We start from the raw sequence: 18279 nt of genomic DNA, 5'->3' as shown, positions 1-18279 counted from the left end.
CGGCGAACCATGCAGCCTGGAATCGTCACGTTGACGACGGACTTCGGGATCGAAGGATCCTACGTCGCCGCGATGAAGGGGATCATCCTGGGCAGGGCCCCGGGTGCCCAGATCGTGGACGTGACGCATCGGATCAGCCCGCAGAATGTCCTCGAAGGAGCGTTCGTGCTGGCCGAGGTGGTCGAGGCCTTCCCGCCGGGCACCGTCCACCTCGCGGTCGTCGACCCGGGTGTGGGGACCGACCGCAAGCCGATCGCCGTTTCCATCGACGATCAATGGTTCGTCCTGCCGGATAACGGCCTCATCAGTGCAGTGGCCCGGGGGAAGACGGGGAGCGAGATCCGCGAGATCAGCAACCCGGCCATCCTCCGCAGCCGGGTCTCGAACACGTTCCATGGTCGCGACATCTTCGCCCCGGCCGCGGCCCATTTGCTGCTCGGGCGAGATCCGGCCGAGTTGGGGCCGACTCGCTCATCGTTCTTGATACATGAGGGTTTCGAGGCAACCCGAGGCGAAGACCGGCTCATAGGCCATGTCGTGTTTCGAGACAGCTTTGGAAATCTGATCACGAATATCCCCGACTCGATGCTTGCGGGTCTTCCACCAGAGAACTGGCTCGTCGAGGTCGCCGGTGTCACGATCCGAGGCGTTTCCCGCACCTATGGGCAGAATCCGCCGGGCACGCTGGTCGCCTTGATCGGCAGTGGCGGCTGGCTCGAGGTCGCCGTCGTCAACGGAGATGCGGCCCGCTTGCTGACGGTTGGTCCTGGGGCGAAGGTCTGGGCGAGGCATGTCCAGGATGGGAATGCGTGACGGGTCGATCCCCGACGAGGCTTCTTCAGGCATCTGAAGTTGAGATTTCAAGAGGCATGACGTTCCTCTCATTCCTTGTTTTGCAGAGCCATGACGAAATCCGAAACGTTGACTCGGTGGGATCACGCCCATCTTTGGCATCCGTTCACCCCGCTGGCCGACTGGGAGTCGGAGCCCCCGCTCATCATCGAGCGGGGCGAGGGGGTCTACCTCTTCGACATCGAAGGGCGTCGCTACCTCGACGGTGTGAGCTCGCTCTGGTGCAATGTCCACGGCCATCGCCATCCCAGGCTCGATGCCGCGTTGAAGGCCCAGATTGACCGGATGGCGCACAGTACTCTCCTCGGGGTGAGCCACCCGACCGCCATCGAGCTCGCCCGGAAGCTGGCCGAGCTCGCTCCCGAGGGCCTGACTCGCGTCTTCTTCTCCGACGACGGGGCGACGGCCGTCGAGGTCGCGCTCAAGATGGCGTTCCAGTACTGGCGGCAGAAGCCGGATCCCGAGCCAAAACGCACGCGATTCATGGCCCTCGGCAATGCCTATCACGGCGACACCCTGGGCGACGTGAGCGTCGGTGGTGTCGACCGGTTCCACGCCATGTTCGGCCCCTTGCTATTTCCTGCGCTCCGGGCACCGAGCCCGCACCCATACCGCAGCGAGTCCGACGACTGCGGCGCGGCGTCCCTTGCCGAGGCCGAGCGGCTTCTTGAAGCTCATCCCGGCGAGGTCGCCGCCATCGTGATAGAGCCTTTGGTGCAGGGTGCGGCCGGGATGATCGTCCACCCCAAGGGGTATCTCCGAGGCCTCCGCGAACTCAGTCGCAGGCACCGAGTGTTGCTGATCGCCGATGAGGTCGCCGTGGGCTTCGGGCGGACGGGGACGATGTTCGCCTGCGAGCAGGAAGGGGTCTCGCCCGACTTCCTCTGCCTCGCCAAGGGGCTGACCGGCGGTTATCTCCCGCTCGCCGCCACGCTCACCACCGAGGATATCTACAAGGCCTTTCGGGGGACGGCGACCGAAGGTAAAACGTTCTATCATGGGCATACCTATGGGGGAAATCCTCTGGGCGCCGCGGTGGCCCTGGCGAACCTCGAGGTCTTCGACGAGGAGCGGACGCTCGAACGGCTCCAGCCGAAGATCGCCCATCTCGCCGGGCGGCTCGAAGAGTTCCGCACCCGGCCTCACGTGGGAGACGTCCGCCAGAGCGGAATGATCGCGGGGGTCGAATTGGTGGCGGATAAGGCTACGAAGGAGTCGTATCCCTGGGCCGAGCAAGTCGGTGCCAGGGTTTGCCGCAAGGCTCGCGAGCGTGGCGTCCTCATCCGACCGCTCGGCGACGTCCTGGTCATCATGCCCCCGCTTTCGATCACCCGGGAACAACTCGACGAACTGCTCGACGTGATGCTCACCTGCCTCCGCGAAGTGACGGAGGTGGCGTCATGAGCCGCCTCCCGGGCCTCTTCGTCGTCGGGACCGACACGGGCGTCGGCAAGACCGTGATCTCGGCCGCAATCGCGCGGGTGATGACCCAGGAGGGGCGGAGGGTCGGGGTCCTCAAGCCGGCCGCGACCGGGGCGGTGCGCGTCGGCGATGGTTGGAAGAGCGACGACGCCGACCGGCTCATCGAGGCCATCGGCGGCGGCGTTGCCCTCGAAAGGGTCGTCCCCCGGATCTACAAAGAACCGCTCGCCCCTTCGGTGGCCGCGAGGCGGCAGGGGACGCCGCTGCTCTGGGATGACCTTGCCCAAGCTGTGGATGAGTCGCTTGTTTGGTGGGCAGAGCGAGCCGAGGTCATGGTCGTGGAAGGGGTCGGAGGGTTTCTGACCCCGATGGCCGATCGGGCGAGCATCGCCGACCTGGCGATCCGCCTCGACTATCCCCTCGTCATCGTCGCGAGGAAAGGGCTCGGCACGCTGAACCACACGCTCTTGACCGTCGAGGCCGCTCTCAGCCGGGGGTTGCGAATTGCGGCCGTCGTGCTGAACGGCTCGGAACCGCCACAAGGGACGGTCGCCGAGGCGACGAATGCCGAGGAACTCGCTCGACTCCTGGAAGGGACCGGTCCGCTGGTGACGGTCGAGTATAGTGTCGATCAATCCTTGATCCCAATCGCGGCCGTTTGCATGAACTGGTATGATAGGGCCAGCAGGCCTCGCGGCGAGAACGTCGTCGGGTAGGGCCGGCGATTCCCCCGATGGTCCACCTTCGAGCCGATCGCGAAGGGAGGTTGGAAGAGCGATGTCGAGCGAAACGACCGAGTTCCCCGTCGGTCCGCACTCGTCGGATGCCCCAAACCCCAAGGCGCCGGGTTCTCCCGGTTCGTCCGCGTCGGACCTCGACGACCTGCCGGCCACGCCGGCCATGCCGCCGTACAGCAGCACGAGCGGGGACGAGCTGAACGCGCTGCTCTCGCAGTCGCTGAATCAGCCCAAGCCCGACCCGTTCCTCGACGACTTCTCGGGCTCAGACGCCAAGAAGGCACGCCACGAAGGCGACTCACCCACTCCCGAGGCCGCTTCCAACGCCTCGGCCGTGCCGAAGCCGACCGAGGAGGTCGTTCACGAGTCGTTCGACGCTGTCGCCTCCATCAATGCCTTCACGGACCCCAACCCGCTGGGCGAACTGATCGAGCCGGACGAGCCCTTGGCCGAGGTGCCTTCCGCCGAATTCACCGACTCGCACGCGGATCCGAAGGCAACTCCGCCGGCCGCCGGTTTCGGGGAGTTCGAATCGGGCGAGGTCCAGGTCAATCCGCTCCAGTCGTCGATGTTCGAGCTGCCCTCGATCCCGGAATCGGCGTCGCCCCCTCCGCAGCCCACATCCTTCGATGCGTTCCCGGCCCTCGACCTCGGCACGCCCGCCGCGAAACCGACGGCCGTCGCGTCGAAGAAGGCCCAGGAGGAAGAGGACGACGAGGAGGATGACGACGATGACGACGATGACGCCCCGCGCGGGCCTTCGCTCTTCACCTTCCTGCTCCTGAGCTACGCCAGCGCGGTCACGCTCGGGTTGGGCTGGGTCCTGTATACAGGCCGGCGGCTGCATGAGTCGGACGAAGAGGCCACGCCAGTGGCCGAGGCGAAGCTTGATCCTGGCCGCAGGGCCGATCAATCCCGCAAGGTCGAGCCTCCCGAGCCCCTGGCCAAGGATCACGTCACGACCATCGGCAAGCCCTTGACGTTCGGCGGCCTGGAAGTGACGCCGCTCGGGGTCCGATCCAAGCCGGTCCGGCTGCGTCGGGCCATGACGCCCAAGGAGTCGCGCGACGGCGGTTCGAAGGCCCTCTGGCTGAACCTGCGGCTCCGGAACGTGTCCAAGGACACGATCTTCGCCCCGCTCGACGAGGCGTTCCTGCGCGAGCGCGAGCTTGACGTCCTCGACAGCCTGATCGAGACCGCAGACGGCTCGAAGATCGTCATGTACCCCCTCGCGGTCTCGAGCGAGTGGCAGATCGACGGCCAGGAGTTCAAGGAGCTTCGACCCGGCGAGTCGTTCGACACCTGGGTCGTGAGTGCCTCTAACGGCGCAGAGAAGTTGCCGGACGACCTGACCTGGCGCGTCCGCCTGAGGACCGGGATCGATCAGACCGAGACCATCGGCGTCCGATTCAAGTCCTCCGAGGTCAAGGTCGAACGTTGAGCGGCCGAGCAGGGTGGCTCGGTGCGGAGCGGGGCAAGTAGGGCCCGAGGATCGTCTCGTGATGGAAGTCGAACAGGAGGTTTCGCCCGAGTGGATCGACTCGATTCCTGCGAGTCGTCGACCTCGATGGCGTGTCGGCCTGGAGTTCGTCGCCGTGGCGTCGGCATTGCTGCATCCCCTCGCCACGGCCCTGGGTCGCTACTACTGGTGGATCGACCTGTTCACGCATTTCCAGGTCGCCGCGGTCTTCGCGTCTGGCCTGGCGGCCTCGCTCGTCTTCCGCAGTCGCCCTCGACTGGCAATTGCCTTGATGGGCCTGGTCGCGTTCCAGGTCTTGCCCATCCTCCGCTACCAAGGGAGGAACCCGGTTCCCGCTGCCTCGCGATCGACCTCGCGGCTCAGGATCCTGATGGCGAACGTCCTCTGCGAGAATCAGAACTTCGAGGCGTTGGCCCGACTGATCCGCCGAGAAAAACCCGACATCGTCGGCCTCGTCGAGTACGACAGGGGCTGGGAGCTTGGCCTGGAGGAACTCCGGCGCGAGTTCCCCTACCATCTGGACGTGCCCGACGGAGCCCGCGGCTTGGCCCTCTGGTTCCGCAAGGAGCCGATCTCCATTGGCCCCGTCCAGGTGCCGCTCCCGGGGGGCTGGCCCTGCATGCGAGCCACCTTCGAAATCGATGGCAAGCCGACACACCTCTGGCTGATCCACCCCAGCTCTCCCTTCCACCGGCGAGGCCGACCGGAACTCTCCGCCTTGGCCGAGAAGGTCCGCGCCGAAGGGGGTTCTCAAGTCGTCATCGGGGACATGAACAGCACAGAGGGGTCGCCCCGGTTCGCCGACTTCCTCCAAATCACTGGCCTGCGCGACAGCAGGCTCGGTTTCGGTCGCCAGCTGAGCTGGCCGGTCGGGCTCCCCTATCAGATCGCGATCGACCACGCGTTTCTCTCCGCGGATCTCGCGGTCGTCGATCGGAGGCTCGGCCCCTCGATCGGTTCGGATCACGCTCCATTGATCCTGGATTTGGCACCCGCCGCCGGGACGGATGGTATGGAGCCGTTCACGAACTCGGCGAGCCCCTCGAAGTCGAACTGAGCGAGCGGGGATGCGGACGAGGCGTCGGCGAACTTGGCCCGATCCGCCTCACGCAGGAAGCGGATCAAGCGTTCCGAGCGCTCTTCGCCGAATTGCGCGAGCAGCGCGGCATCGGAGGCGATCTCCTCGGTCGTCCTCGCCTTCCAGACATTGCCGAACCGCGTGGCGAGGGCCTCGCGCACGGCGAGCGACCAGGCGATCATTTGCTCGCGTTCCGAGTCGTCGGAGCCGCCCGAGGAGGGTAGCACCAGCCCAGGGAATGTCGCCCGGCGTCTTGCCCGCCTCCTCCTGGTGAACCAGATCAGCAGGAACAGGGCGAACACGAACGCGAACAGGCCGGCGAAGATCAACTCCCTCTGGGATTGTACCAAGACCAGGGGCTCGGGCCCCAGGTTCGGTCGAGGAGGGAGGAGGACGGTCTTGGGCTCCTCGTTCACGACCCACCTCGACGCGATGCCCTGCCGGTGAAGATGCGGATCAGCGGCCCGATGGGATCCTCGGAGGTCGAGATCTCGTAGCCGGTGATGCCTGCGGTCGAGCAGAATCGCCGGAATTGCTGCCGACGCTCGGCCGCCGCCTGAGAGTAGGTTTTGCGGAGCTTCGATGAGTTCGTGTTGACCATCCGCTTCCCGCCCAGCTCTGCATCTTCAAGTGAGATGAGCCCCACCGGGGGCAGGTTATCTTCCCTCGGGTCGACGAGGCGGATGGCGCAGACTTCGTGCCGTCGCGAGGCCCGACGCCAGAGCCCGATCGAGGGGGGCGGCAGGAAGTCGCTCAGCACGACGATCAGGGCCCTGCGAGCCGATCGCTTGAGTCGGGAAAGCCCAACACTGAGGTCCGTCTTGCGTGACGAGGCCGGCGTCGCCACGAGGGCACGCACGAGCCTGGCGAGATGTCGAGTGCCACCGCCCGGGGGAAGCTCGGCCTCGACCCGATCACTCACCATCGCCAGGCCGACGCGGTCGCCATTCTGGATCGCGGCCGTCGCCAGGAGCGCCGCGCATTGTGAGGCACGGTCGGCCTTGGTCTTGCCGTCGTGGCCGAACCGCATCGAGGCGGAGACGTCGACGATCAGCCAGAGAGTCAGGGCCCGTTCTTCGATGAACCGGCGAACATAGGGGCGGCCTTGCCTCGCGGTGACGTTCCAGTCGAGGTGGCGGACGTCGTCCCCCGGCTCATACGCCCGCAACTCGGCGAAGGTCAGGCCGAGGCCCGGCCTTGCCCCGTGATAGGCCCCCGCCAGGAGGGAAACCGCCCCAGGCCGGACCCGGAACCGGAGCCGACGCGCCTGCCGCACGATGGCGGCGGCGTCCACGTTCGAGGCGGATGCGATCCGACGTCTCCGACGACCCCAGGGCCAAATCATGAACCTTCGCGTCCACCTCGGGAATGACCACAGTCCCCGGGCCGAGGCTCTTCGTCCCCTCGGCGCCGACCATCGATCCCAGCAGGATAACATGATTGTCCGGAAATCATGCCGTTGAAAGATGGTCGGTGCCCGAACTTCTTCGGTGAGAGCCTTTACTTCCGGGCCACCCCCTCGACGAAGCTCGACTCATTGGACTCCGCCGAGGCTGTCGCGGCACGGTCGAGGCGGACGCGGATCCGGACCTCCCAGCGGCCCGACTCATTGGCGACGATCGTCCAGTGCGGGATCAGCACGGACCCCTGATACACCTTCTCATACCCGCCTTCGCTGGTGCTGACCGTCTCGACGGGGAAGCACCAGAGACCCGACGGCACCGACCAGTCGAGCCGGACCGAGAGGTCGAGCCACTCGTCGACGAGGGCGAGCTCCGTGGTCTGGGAGATGTCGAGCGTCGAGTCGAGCATCCCCAGTCGGTTGCCTTCGCCATCGAGGTAATAACGATCGTCGGCGTGCCCGGCCATCGCGGCGAAGTTCAGCTCCACGCCGAAGTGCAAAGGTTGGCCCGGCGGCAGTTCCTCGAGGACGTAATGAACGTCGAGGTTCGAGGAGTCGGCGGCCAGCTCGATGGTCTTGTGGATGTGAATGGGATGGCCGCTCACCCAGCCTGATCGCTCCATCAGCAAGGAGACGCGGTCCACCGCTCGCACGACGCGCGAGAGGTAGGCCCCGATGGCGAAGTCGCCCCGCTCCACGTCCTGGCAATCGACGAGATCCTGGATCGTCAGGTCGGCCGGGAAGAAGTGGTCGACGAGCGCCTTGCGGGGCTGGCGGTCGTAGACGAGGAGCTTATCGAGCCCTTCCTGCTTGAGGACGATCCGGTCTTCCGAGAAGACGGGGGTCTCAGCCTGATGCGTGTTCGACCGGGCGGCGCTGGCGACCTTGGCGTGATACGGCTCGGGCCTTCGCGTGAGCGTCGCCATGACGTTCGTCAACGACTGGCGATCATCGAGCCCGTAGATATGCCCCCCCGTCGCGGGGCGGACGAGGGCGATGAGTCGGTCGTTCTCGAGGCAGACCTCCTGCCGGGCGTCGAGGTTGAAGTCCCCGACCTCGAGCGAGGCGCGAGGCCCCGACTTACCTTCGGCCTCGTCGAGCGCATTGTGGGCGGCGATCAGGCTCTTGAAGATGGCGTTGCGGAGGTGGGGTAGGTAGAGCCCACCGAATGCACCGTGCCAGTAGGGGCAGTTGCACTGGCCCCGGTAGAGTTCCTGCCGGGCGATGTCGAGGTAGTCGGGGTCGGAGTCGGGCTGGGCTTCCAGCCGGGCGAGGCGCTGGGAGACTCCGAGCATCCTCGTGTACATCTCGTCGCATTCGTCGTAGCGAGCCTTGAAGTTCCGCCAGAAGCCCCCGGCGCTGACGTAGGGCTTGAGCCGGATCGCCGTCGGGTCTTCCTCGGTCTCCTTGACGGAGGTCCGGAAGTGGGTGAAGCGATCGGGTGGCAGGGCCCACTCCGTCATCTCGCGGTACGAGCAATCCGGGAGGTAGACCTTGCTCACGGGCAGGGTCTCGTCCACCGCACGCGAGAAGGTGGTCGGCTCGAGCCAGTCCCGGTTCCCCATGACCATGTCGCAGAACCGGCGGAGCCAGCCATTCGTGTAGACATGCTCGTACGTGTCGGGCCAGGAGCCGAACTTCTCGCCGTCGTCGGCGAAGACGACGGTTGCCCCGGGGTGCGTGTCTGCGAGCTTGCGCAGGTATTCGTAGGTCGCGTGAGGCTCCTGGAAGGGGATCTGATAGCGGAGCGGCTCGGAGCCCGGGAAGACCTTGAGCAGGCGGCCTTCGTCTTCGGTCAGGTGGTAGCCGAAGAGGTCGTCGGCCTCAACCCCGGCACGCTGGAAGTGGAAGTCGTCGAGGATCGTGTACTCGATATCCGCCTCGGCGAGTGCCTTGACGAGGTGCTGTTCCCAGACCCGCTCTGGCATCCAGATCCCCCGGATCTTGGCGCCGAACTGCTCGCGGAGATAGGCGGAATACGAGCGGATCTGCCCGACCCTGTCCCGGTGAGGGATCATGGTCATGATCGGCTCATAGAACCCGCCGCCGAGGATCTCGACGCGGCCGGAGGCGACCAGGGGACGCACCCGGGCTAGGTATTCGGGATGGCGTTCGACAAGCCATTCCAGCAGCGGCCCCGAGGTGTGGAGCGCAAAAGGGATCTGGGGATAGTCTTCCATGACGTCCAGGAACGGCAGGTAGCTGTCTCGGTATGCCGCCTCGAAGACGCCGTCGAAGTTCCCCACCGGCTGATGGTTATGCAAGGCCAGGATCAGGCGGACGCCGGACATGAGAGGCCCTCTTGGCTCGCAACTCTCGGGTGATAACGGACCGTGCTCATTATCCTCGCAGATCGTCGACGGACCGCCAATCTTGAATATGAGGGTTCGGCGGCCTCACGACCTCGACGGCCGGACTCATCCTCCTGAATGGAAAGGTTTAAAAACTTTCCCCAGTCATGAGCGATCGGCAGGGCCGGGCACGTTTGCCCGGCCTATTTCCAGACCCCTTCAGTGACGGGCTCAAGCCAGGCCCGCGGTCGAACCCAGGAGGAGCGACGAAGCCGAGGCCGGCGGGACCTCGATGTCGCGTAGGAAGGCCGCGGCGTCCTCCGGGGGGACCGGGTTGATGTAGAAGCCCGAGCCCCACTCGAAACCTGCCACGTTGGTCAGACGTGGGATGATCTCGATGTGCCAGTGGTAGTGCGGCAGTTCCTGGTGATCGAACGGGGCGGTGTGGATGATGTAGTTATAAGAAGGGTTGTCGAGCGCCGTCTCGAGCTTGTTCAGGACCTGACGCATCACGCTGCCGAGGTCATCGACGCCCGGCTTGGGGATGTTCTCGAAGTGGCTCGAGTGGATCTTGGGGAGGATCCAGGTCTCGAACGGGAAGCGGCTGGCGTAGGGGCAGAAGGCCGTGAAGTGCGGCGTGTCGAGCACGATTCGCTTCTCGTTGGCCAGTTCCTCCAGCACCATGTCGCAGTAGATGCAGCGTCCTCGGTAGTTGAAGAATTCGAGCGAGCCCGTCATCTCCTCCCAGACCGAAATCGGCACGATGGGAGTGACGATGAGCTGGCTGTGCGTGTGCTCGAGGCTCGCGCCGCCGGCCGCGCCCACGTTCTTGAAGAGCATTCCGTGGACGAGGCGCGTGTCTCGCTTCAGGTCCACCAGGCGGTCGCGATAGACCCAGAGGACCTCGCGAATGCTCTCCTCCGAGAGGCTAGCCATGCTGACGTGGTGCTTGGGGGACTCGATGATGACCTCGTGGGCACCCACGCCGGCCATCTTGTCGTAGATCCCCTCGCCGCGCTTGTGGAGGTTCCCCTCGATCTTCAAGGCGGGGAACTTGTTGGGGATGACCCGGAGCCGCCAGCCGGGGCCATTGGGCCGGCTCCCTCGCTCGCGGTAGGCCAGGATCTCGGGCGGGGTCTTATCTTCGTGGCCTTCGCAGAAGGGGCAGAGCCCCACCTCGGCGGTGGTCTGGGCCTCCCCCTTGAAGTCGTGCGGCCGCTTCGCCCGCTCGTGCGCGATGATCACCCAGCGTCCCACGATCGGATCTTTACGCAACTCGGGCATCTCGGACCTCCCAAGGGAGAGGGGACGGCACGACCTCCCGCCGATCTTCCGCTGAGGCTCACGACCGCCGATCGCTCGGCGAGAGGGTGTGCCCCGACTTCGGGCCGGATGGCCTCGGCTTCGTGCGACGTCCTATCGATCCATCAAACCTGCCACATGATTCGTTCGAAATCGGGGGACGGCATCGCCAGCTCGAAGATTCCCTCGCGAGGGGCCCGGTCGAGGCTCGACTCGCCGCCGATCAACTCGACGTAGAAGCGGATCGGATCTCCCACCTTGACCCCTAGCTTCGAGAACGGCACCGCCAGTTCGAGCACCTTGCCGGTGGCGACCTCGATGGATTTGCCGTTGCTCGAAGGCTCCCCCGCGCGGGTGATCGTCCCGATCGGCCTGGGCTGCGAGGGGTTCTCGATGGTGATCTCGCACGCCGCCGGGTCGACGAAGCCGATCCGGAGCGAACTGACCTCGGCCAGTCGCTCCTCGGCGGGGCCTCCGTCCGTGTCGACCCGGATCAGGAGCCGATCACGGTCGAACCCGAACCGAATGTCCTGGAGGATGCCTCGGGTGACGAGCGCCATCGTGCCTCGCTCGTTGCCGCAGATGTAGTGAGCGGCGTTGATCCACTCGAAGTACGAGGCGCGGCCGTCGACCTTCACCTTGAGGAAGCTGTTCGGCTGGTCGTGGATCGGCCGATGCGTCCCCGCCTGCGAGATCGGCGTGAAGAGGGTTCCAGGCGGCTCGTGGTTCAAGAGCGTGTAGATATTCCGCAGATGCTTGCGGAAGAGGTGGTCGAAGAGTCCGTCGAGTGCGCTCGAATGGTCGTCGCCGTACCACCAGAACCAGTCGGACCCTTCGGCGATATACATCTCGTCCCAGGCCCTTGCGAGCGTGGCCTGATCATGCTTCCCCTCGTTCGCCTCGCGGACGAGGAACTGTCGCGTCGTGTGCAGGGCGTCCCAGGCGCGGTTGTCCTCGGGATGGCCGATCCAGATCGCGAAATTGTGGCTGATCCAACTGCCGGAGAATAGGCGGGGCAGGGTATCGGCCGGCGGATGCTTGCGCAAGAATTCGCTGACCGTCACCGGCTCGACCCGGCTATCCCTCGCCGCGTTTCGGTAGAGCTCGCGCAGGAACGAAACGCCGCCGTCCGGGTAGTATTCCCAGCAGTTTTCGCCGTCGAGGATCACCGGGACGAGAGTGGCCGGGTTATGGCGGCAGGCGTCGCCGATCGCGTGCAGCTTGCCGATAAAGTCGGCCGATGCCGCGTGGCCGGGGCTCCGCTGGTAGTGGAAGCCGACCTGGTCCGACATCGAGTGGTCGCGGAAGATGATCCCGAGCTCGCTGCCGGCCTCGGCGACCTTCCAGGCCCGGTAGAGCAACTCGGGGTGGCGGACATGCCCGCGGCTGTCGCGCCCGACCTTCCCGTGGGTTGAACAACCGAGAATTTCTTCATCCGTCGCGATCCACTCGATCCCGTGGCGGGCCAGGAGAGGTAGCATCGCCTGGCAGACCGAGCCCTCGCTCGGCCACATCCCCCGCGGGGCGGATCCGAAGAGTCGCTCATGCTGCTCGACTGCGCGACGGACGTGGATCTCGGCATCCTCGGGATAGCCGTCCTTGTAGCTCGGCAGGGTCACGTCGGGCATGGCCTCGCGGGCCAGGCGCTTGTCGAAAAGCAGGGGGAGGATCGGGTGATAGAAGGGGGTAGTCGTCAGCTCGACCTGGCCCCGCTCGGCGAGCTTGCGATGGAGCGGGATGATCTGCGCGAGGAGGTCACGCTGCTTGTCGAGGAGCCACTGCTTCTCGTCCTCGGTGTAGCGCCGCCCCTTCGCCTTGAACTCGGCGAGCTCGCTGTCCTTCTCGAAGAGCAGGGGGTGCATCCAGCTCAGGTTGGACCAGACCTGCAGGTCGCGGAGGTCGCGCTCGCGGAACCGGGGCAAGGCCTGCTGCGCCGAGTCGACGCCGAGCCCGCGCTGGAGGTAGAGCTCCCGGTAACGCTCGTGCGGCAGGATCATGGCGTCGGCGTGCGCCATGAAGAAGTTGTCGAGGAGGTAGTAGGCGTCATCCTGCTCGAGGCCGTCGGCCGGCAGCCGCGACACCTGGAGGTGCCGATCGGTGGCGCCGTGGACGTAGGCCTCGATCTGGACGAGGAGGCTGGGGACGAGGTTGATCGTGCAGCGGAACTCGGGCACTTCCTCGAGATGGAGCGCCATCCCGAGGTAGTCCTTGGTCCCGTGGAGCCGAACCCACGGCATCGGGTTCTCACCCGCGACATCGTCCGGGTAGTAGGGCTGATGCTGGTGCCACATCAGTGCCAGGGAAACCGTGCTCATCGCGAGTCCTCAATCATGAAAGTCGACAACGAGCCCCCGGGGCCGAGCGCATCGGCAATTCCCGGTGGCCATTGCTTCGCGATCCTTCCGCGAACGTTTTCCCCACGACTCAACTCAACTCAACTCAATCGACCGATCTCGCCTCCATGCGAGGTTTCCCGGAGGCCGGGAGCCGCGTTGAGCTGTCCTCGGGCCTGATTCCGGTCCCGGGTCGGACCTCGACGCCCGCACCTCGCGGGATGAATATATGCAAAAGTCTCGCGCTAATCTGCGGGCAATCTTGGATCGGTTTCTGCATTGCCGACCCCGCCGAGGATGTTGCCCGAAGGGCCCGGCCGCCTCTGAGCTCGGATGGAATCGCGAAGGGGGAGAGAGCGAACTGATCCCGGATTTCCGAGCGTTGCCGATTTGCTCGATCGAGGCTAACGAACATTTTGCCGAAGCGAAGGACTCTCAGCCAGGCGTGACTCAATGAGTCGCTGCCTTTCCATCGAGGAGTCATCAAGCCCATGTCCGGGACGTCCTCCCGGATCACGGGGCTTATCTTCAAATCGGTCATTTTCCTGATCGCATCCCAGCCTTTTTCTCGGCAGGGCGAGATTGCCTGCTTTGGAAGCAGTCGCGATAAGGATTTTGCTACTGAATTTGTGTGCTCGAGATCATCGTCGCCCACCGCCGAAAGTGGGCGGCATGTTTGCTCTGAGGGGCTGCTGTGGGAGCGTGGAATTTGTGCTGGGTCGTGGCGGCTATGCGTGATTCTTACGCCGATGTCTGTGCTTCGGGCCATTGCCTCGTTCTGCACGAGCTTCGATGCACCCTGTTGTGGCAGATGACGGCAAGCCTTTGGGGTGATAAAGGGGAGCATCCCTAAGACCACCCGATGAATGCGATTTCGCCGAAGTGAACGAGTCGGAGTCGTTCTGTGGCCTGTAAATTCATTTCACCCAATCCGTTGAGGAAACTGAAAGGGGCTTCACCCTCGTCAGGTTTGCATCCTAATTTTTGAGAAAATCCGATCCGAAGCAGAATCCTTTGAAACACTGAATTTAGGATACATAAATTGTTTTGGTGTTCAGGCGAAGATGGGTTGTTTGGTGAATCTTGGTTTTGCTCGATAAGTCCCCGCGATGCTAACGGTTAAGGAAGGCAGAAGATTTCTCAAAATCCGTCTGGATGAGCCTCACGCAATGAGCTGGTCGTACACAACACCCATCGCATATTAAGTCGACAACCAGTGGAGCAAATTTGGGGCCAAGCAAGCCGTGTAGCTTTCGCAGTCCTCCATGCAGGTCATTTTTGCTTGTTTTTTTGCTGACTTTTTACACAATCTGACAATGCCTCGGGTTAATCGCAGTAAAGGGTTGCGTCCGGCCAAAAAACTCTTGACTGAGCACCTTGGTGTCAGCGAGAAGAGTAGGGGTTCGGGTCGTCTGTTGCAAAAACGAGTCGGATTGAATGGAACTTCTTTCCGCCGCCCGTCGTGATGGATGCAAGCTCGGCCCACCTGGCATCAAAATGCCAATGTTTCAGAAGATGAATATTGCGTGAACCGTTGGTGACGGGTAGCGTCATCAATGCGGGAACATGGAAGCGTCTGTTGCATCGCACCCTGGAAGCATGGAGGCTACATGATGAGATGTCACCACAAGGTGATCCCTCCTCCCAATTCATCCGTCTCAAAACGCTCGCAAGATCTCGCGTCACGACGACCGCATCGGTGCCGTACGCATTCCCGCCTGAGGACATGTGATCGGGTCGGTTCGTTGCTCACGCCCGGCGCGCCTTCGCATGCCGAGGTGACGAACCCCGAGGCCGGCGCCTAGTCCCCAACCCGACCGCCGTCGTCCGGCATTCCTGCCGGCGATCACCCTCTCGACATCCTGCGACTTGCCAGGCCCGTCATCCCGAAACCCGGCCGCGCCGGGCCCGGGGACGCGCCGGCATTTTCTGGAAATGTGAACAATTGGAGAAGTTGATGTGTTAAAAAAATTTAAGAGGACCGAGATTTTTATTTCCTCCATGTGTGGAAAGTTCTCCGTCGATGGCGGGAGCATCTGGGTTCGTCTTCTCGCTTGCCTCTGCCCGAGCCCCCTCGTCCTGGGCCTGATCGCGTTCGGGTGCTTGCTGGATGTCGCGCTGCTCGGCCAGGCCAACGGCAGCATCTTCCGCGACGGGAAGTTGATGACGGGGCTGGCCCTCATTTTCGAGGCCTGGCTCTGGGTGACGGCGGGGTGGATGATCTGGGGCGGATCCCTGGCCGTCGCCCGGGTGACGAGCTCGTGGCCGGCCGGGCTCCGGACCTCGGCGCGTTGCGGGCTGGTACTTCTCGTGGCGGTGCTGCTCTTCCTCGACTTCACGAGCTGGGGCCTCTATCTCCGACTCGGCCAGTTCGCCAACGCCGAGGCCTTCGAGTTCGTGCTGCTGAACCGGCGGATGATCTGGCTGTACCTCGTCCAGGTGGAATGGACGGACCTTTGCGCACTCGGTCTGCTGACGGCGGTGCTGATCGGCGTGATCCCCTGGACCTGGCGGGCGATCTGCCGGTCGCGCTGGCCGGTGCAGGTCTCCCCGTCACTGCTCGCCGCGAGGTTCCTCACGTGGTCGGTCCTGACGTTCGTCTTGATCGGCTCGGTCCAGGCGGCTCGGCGCGAGGAGAGCGCGGTGCGTCGGCAGTGCTGGAAAGAAGCGATCGAGCGCAGGCTCGATCCGGTCATCACCCTGGCGGCGAGCCTCAAGGACTCGTGGTATCAGGAGAAGATCGAGCCTTGCCTGAGCGCGTCCGACCTGCGCCCACTCTCGCAGGGAGTGAACCGGCCCGCTAAGGACGGTAAGCGACCCAGGTCGGTGATCTTCGTGGCGGTGGAATCGCTGCGGAATGACGTGGTGTATCAGAAGCACCAGGGACGCGAAGTGATGCCCGCGCTGAACCAACTCGCGGCGAACGGGCTCAACCTGACGCGGGCCTATGCTCAGAGCACGCATTCGGATTACTCGGATGTGTGCGTGGCCTCGTCATTGTTCCCGCTCCGGACCCGCTCGCACCATTTCTATCGGCCGGACGATCCCTGGCCGAAGACCCTGATCTACGACCTGCTCAAGCCCGAGGGCTACTCTACCGCGGTGATCTCGGCGCAGAACGAAGCCTGGGGGGCCATGGATGCTTTCCTCAAGACCCCCGGCCTGGACCTCTTCTACGACGCCCAGAGCAGCGGACTCAAGACTCGGGTCGCCACGGCCGATTCCGGGTTTTCCGACGAATTCCGGGCGGGGAACTTGCGGGCGGGAAAGCTCGACGACGGCGACGTCACGTCGAAGGCGATCGAATGGATCGGCGACCAGGCTCGAAAGGACAAGCCTTTCTTCCTGAGTCTCAACTTCCAGAGCTCCCACTTCCCTTATGAGCTGGGCCCGAAGGCCGAGCTGCCGTTCCAGCCCAGCAAGTTCGACTTCGAGGTGTCCTTCATCGCTTATCCGGTCGACAAGACCCCCGTGGTCCGCAACGCGTATTTCAACGCCCTGTATTATTGCGACAAGCAACTCGGCCGCCTCGTGGCCGCGCTCCGGGACCTCGGCCGACTCGAAGACACGATCCTCGTCGTGTACGGGGAAAATGGCGAGGCCTTCCACGAAAACGGCTTCGTGACTCATGCCCAAAAGCCGGTGGAGCCCGCCCTGAGAGTGGCGTGTGTGATCCACTCGCCGCGCGACCTCAAGCCGGCGACCGAGGACTATCCCGCGGAACTCGTCGACGTCGTCCCGACCACGCTCGGCATGATGAACTGGCCGATGCATCCCAACTTCCAGGGGATCAACCTTCTCGCCGCCGATCGCCCCAGGCTCGAGGAACGGCTCCTCTACTTCCACACCGAGAACCCGCTCACGCGCTGCGACGCCCTGCTGCTCGGTGGCCGCTGGAAATTCGCCTGGGATCGCCGCAACGGCGAGGAAAGTCTCTTCGACCTCGCGAGCGACCCTTCGGAATCGACGAACCTGCTTGTCAGCGAGCCGACCATGAGCCACAGGCTCCGCACGCTCCTTCGACAATGGCGGCGCCGGCAACTCGCCTATCACCATTACCCGCACTACTTCGAGCATTCCTACCCACCGGCCCCTCCGACGCTGAACGAGTTGACGGACACCGGGCAGGGGGGGACTCAGACGGTTGTTCAGCACTGAGCGAGTGCGAAGTCCTATCCACCACCCGGCGCAACAAAGAACCCCGAGGCCATCAGAATGGCCCTCGGGGTTCTTGCTTGAGATCGAAGTCGAGTCGACTCGGTGAACAGCCCGATGCAACGAGTGCCAATATCAGTTGGAGAGGGCTTCCTCGTAGGCTTCGGTGCTCCCCGCGACAACCGCGTTGAGCTTGCGGCAGGCCTCGACGTAGCCGTTGTTCACCTGCTCGGCATCCCAGTCGACCATACGGCCGGGATACTCCTGGAGCTTGGCCCAGCCGTTGAGGTACTTGAGAAGGCCGACCGAGTGGCGCTGCTCCTGCTCGCGGGTCCAGGCGAAGAGGGCCTTGCCCGTGCGGGGCTGCTTGCCAGTCGCGGCACGCTCCGTGGCCGGGGGCGCGGCGACGGCGGTGGCACTCGCCGACCCGCGTTCGCCGGAGGAGCCGGGAGCCGGCGGGGGATTGTGGCTTGGCGTGTGGTTCGCAGCACCTCCGCCGGACACGGAAACGTCGACGCCGGGGACGCGATCCCGAACGAATGAGGGGACGCCGTCGCGATAGAGGTAACGCGCGACCCCGAACTTCACGGCGGCTCGCTTGAAGGCGTCGCTGAAGCCGGACTTGTCGTCATCGCCCGAGTCGGCCATGCCGGCATAGCCGCCGGCGTCCGACTTGGTGATCGTGGCGCCGTCCGGGAGGCGGATGGTCAGTTCGCAGAGGACCGAGTTCTCACCGGGCCGGTAGGTGTCCCACCAGTTCTCGGGGCCGAGGACCTCGTCGAGCCGGTTCATCGCCGTCCTGGCGGTGATGTAGTGGAGTTGCCGGTTCGACTGGGCTCGGACTTTGACTTCGCTGGGATCGAAGGGAGCGGCGAGGGCCGCGAAGAGGTCGGGATGCTGAGTCATGAGCGTACGCCCCCCGGAGGATCTGGCGAACCGTGAGTGAACACGGCCCTCCGCCCTCGGCAGTTATCAAACACCGGGTGCGAGACGGCGCCCGTCGAGCCCCTCCCTCCGCCGAAGCGACCGGGAAGTCTCAAGCCTTGCCAACCCCCTGTTGACGCACAGGGATTTTTTGTGATGGCCCGGCTTATGGAACGCCGCCGTCCGCTCGAACTCGTGTATTAGCACGTGCTCGAGCGGACGTTAGTGATTGTAACCGGAAGGAGTCCGGTTTACAAGCGTACACTATCCGAAAAAGTCGCTTTTTCGAGATTTGCGGCCAGG

At 64.4% G+C, this 18279-nt stretch carries 12 protein-coding genes; 6 read left to right on the top strand and 6 right to left on the bottom strand.

Annotated features, from left to right (window positions below; genetic code table 11):
* Positions 1–30: 30 nt before the first annotated feature.
* The 5 genes from ACOYYX_RS19050 (at position 31) to ACOYYX_RS19030 (ending at position 5548) form a co-directional block, all read left to right on the top strand.
* Entirely contained in the window at positions 31–813 is a 783-nt protein-coding gene (locus tag ACOYYX_RS19050) for an SAM hydrolase/SAM-dependent halogenase family protein (RefSeq protein ID WP_422931497.1), read from the top strand.
* Between the two features lie 90 nt (positions 814–903).
* Positions 904–2256, top strand: coding sequence for an adenosylmethionine--8-amino-7-oxononanoate transaminase (bioA, locus tag ACOYYX_RS19045; RefSeq protein ID WP_422931496.1), 1353 nt, complete (start codon positions 904–906; stop codon positions 2254–2256).
* Positions 2253–2990: a dethiobiotin synthase gene (gene bioD / locus ACOYYX_RS19040; protein ID WP_422931495.1), complete on the top strand. Its 738-nt coding sequence runs from the start codon at positions 2253–2255 to the stop codon at positions 2988–2990. Before bioA ends, bioD begins: the two co-directional genes overlap by 4 nt.
* A 61-nt stretch (positions 2991–3051) precedes the next feature.
* Complete coding sequence (locus ACOYYX_RS19035) at positions 3052–4452, top strand: hypothetical protein (RefSeq protein ID WP_422931494.1); 1401 nt, start codon at positions 3052–3054, stop codon at positions 4450–4452.
* Positions 4453–4513: 61 nt separating this feature from the next.
* Positions 4514–5548 carry an endonuclease/exonuclease/phosphatase family protein gene (locus tag ACOYYX_RS19030; protein ID WP_422931493.1) on the top strand — a complete coding sequence of 345 codons (1035 nt, stop codon included), beginning with the start codon at positions 4514–4516 and terminating at the stop codon, positions 5546–5548.
* Here the strand turns inward: ACOYYX_RS19030 and ACOYYX_RS19025 are convergent.
* The 5 genes from ACOYYX_RS19025 to ACOYYX_RS19005 form a co-directional block, all read right to left on the bottom strand.
* The gene (locus tag ACOYYX_RS19025; protein ID WP_422931492.1) at positions 5455–5985 is read right to left on the bottom strand and encodes a hypothetical protein; all 531 of its coding nucleotides are present in this window, start codon (positions 5983–5985) and stop codon (positions 5455–5457) included. The two genes, ACOYYX_RS19030 and ACOYYX_RS19025, sit on opposite strands and share 94 nt — an antisense overlap.
* Positions 5982–6914, bottom strand: a complete 933-nt coding sequence (locus ACOYYX_RS19020; protein ID WP_422931491.1) for a DUF58 domain-containing protein — start codon at positions 6912–6914, stop codon at positions 5982–5984. Before ACOYYX_RS19020 ends, ACOYYX_RS19025 begins: the two co-directional genes overlap by 4 nt.
* 155 nt (positions 6915–7069) lie before the next feature.
* The gene (locus ACOYYX_RS19015) at positions 7070–9262 is read right to left on the bottom strand and encodes an alpha-amylase/4-alpha-glucanotransferase domain-containing protein (RefSeq protein WP_422931490.1); all 2193 of its coding nucleotides are present in this window, start codon (positions 9260–9262) and stop codon (positions 7070–7072) included.
* A gap of 231 nt (positions 9263–9493) precedes the next feature.
* Positions 9494–10546, bottom strand: a complete 1053-nt coding sequence (gene galT / locus ACOYYX_RS19010; RefSeq protein WP_422931489.1) for a galactose-1-phosphate uridylyltransferase — start codon at positions 10544–10546, stop codon at positions 9494–9496.
* A gap of 143 nt (positions 10547–10689) precedes the next feature.
* On the bottom strand, positions 10690–12879 hold the full coding sequence (locus ACOYYX_RS19005) for an alpha-amylase/alpha-mannosidase (protein WP_422931488.1): 2190 nt from the start codon (positions 12877–12879) through the stop codon (positions 10690–10692).
* A gap of 2019 nt (positions 12880–14898) precedes the next feature.
* Here ACOYYX_RS19005 and ACOYYX_RS19000 point away from each other — a divergent pair.
* Entirely contained in the window at positions 14899–17055 is a 2157-nt protein-coding gene (locus tag ACOYYX_RS19000) for a sulfatase family protein (RefSeq protein ID WP_422931487.1), read from the top strand.
* Positions 17056–17187: 132 nt separating this feature from the next.
* Here the strand turns inward: ACOYYX_RS19000 and ACOYYX_RS18995 are convergent, their stop codons facing one another.
* The gene (locus tag ACOYYX_RS18995) at positions 17188–17958 is read right to left on the bottom strand and encodes a Rad52/Rad22 family DNA repair protein (RefSeq protein ID WP_422931486.1); all 771 of its coding nucleotides are present in this window, start codon (positions 17956–17958) and stop codon (positions 17188–17190) included.
* Positions 17959–18279 lie beyond the last annotated feature (321 nt).

Origin of the sequence: Singulisphaera chitinilytica, from assembly GCF_049331405.1 — a bacterium.
In the GTDB taxonomy this organism is placed as follows: domain Bacteria; phylum Planctomycetota; class Planctomycetia; order Isosphaerales; family Isosphaeraceae; genus PoT.
This window is presented reverse-complemented; position numbering and strand designations above follow the sequence as displayed.

Excerpts from the sequence above, each read along its gene's own strand:
- ACOYYX_RS19035 (WP_422931494.1), top strand. The coding sequence starts at position 3,052 with ATGTCGAGCGAAACGACCGAGTTCCCCGTCGGTCCGCACTCGTCGGAT.
- ACOYYX_RS19030 (WP_422931493.1), top strand. The coding sequence starts at position 4,514 with ATGGAAGTCGAACAGGAGGTTTCGCCCGAGTGGATCGACTCGATTCCT.
- ACOYYX_RS18995 (WP_422931486.1), bottom strand. The coding sequence starts at position 17,958 with ATGACTCAGCATCCCGACCTCTTCGCGGCCCTCGCCGCTCCCTTCGAT.
- bioD (WP_422931495.1), top strand. The coding sequence starts at position 2,253 with ATGAGCCGCCTCCCGGGCCTCTTCGTCGTCGGGACCGACACGGGCGTC.
- ACOYYX_RS19000 (WP_422931487.1), top strand. The coding sequence starts at position 14,899 with ATGTGTGGAAAGTTCTCCGTCGATGGCGGGAGCATCTGGGTTCGTCTT.
- galT (WP_422931489.1), bottom strand. The coding sequence starts at position 10,546 with ATGCCCGAGTTGCGTAAAGATCCGATCGTGGGACGCTGGGTGATCATC.
- ACOYYX_RS19020 (WP_422931491.1), bottom strand. The coding sequence starts at position 6,914 with ATGATTTGGCCCTGGGGTCGTCGGAGACGTCGGATCGCATCCGCCTCG.
- bioA (WP_422931496.1), top strand. The coding sequence starts at position 904 with ATGACGAAATCCGAAACGTTGACTCGGTGGGATCACGCCCATCTTTGG.
- ACOYYX_RS19015 (WP_422931490.1), bottom strand. The coding sequence starts at position 9,262 with ATGTCCGGCGTCCGCCTGATCCTGGCCTTGCATAACCATCAGCCGGTG.
- ACOYYX_RS19005 (WP_422931488.1), bottom strand. The coding sequence starts at position 12,879 with ATGAGCACGGTTTCCCTGGCACTGATGTGGCACCAGCATCAGCCCTAC.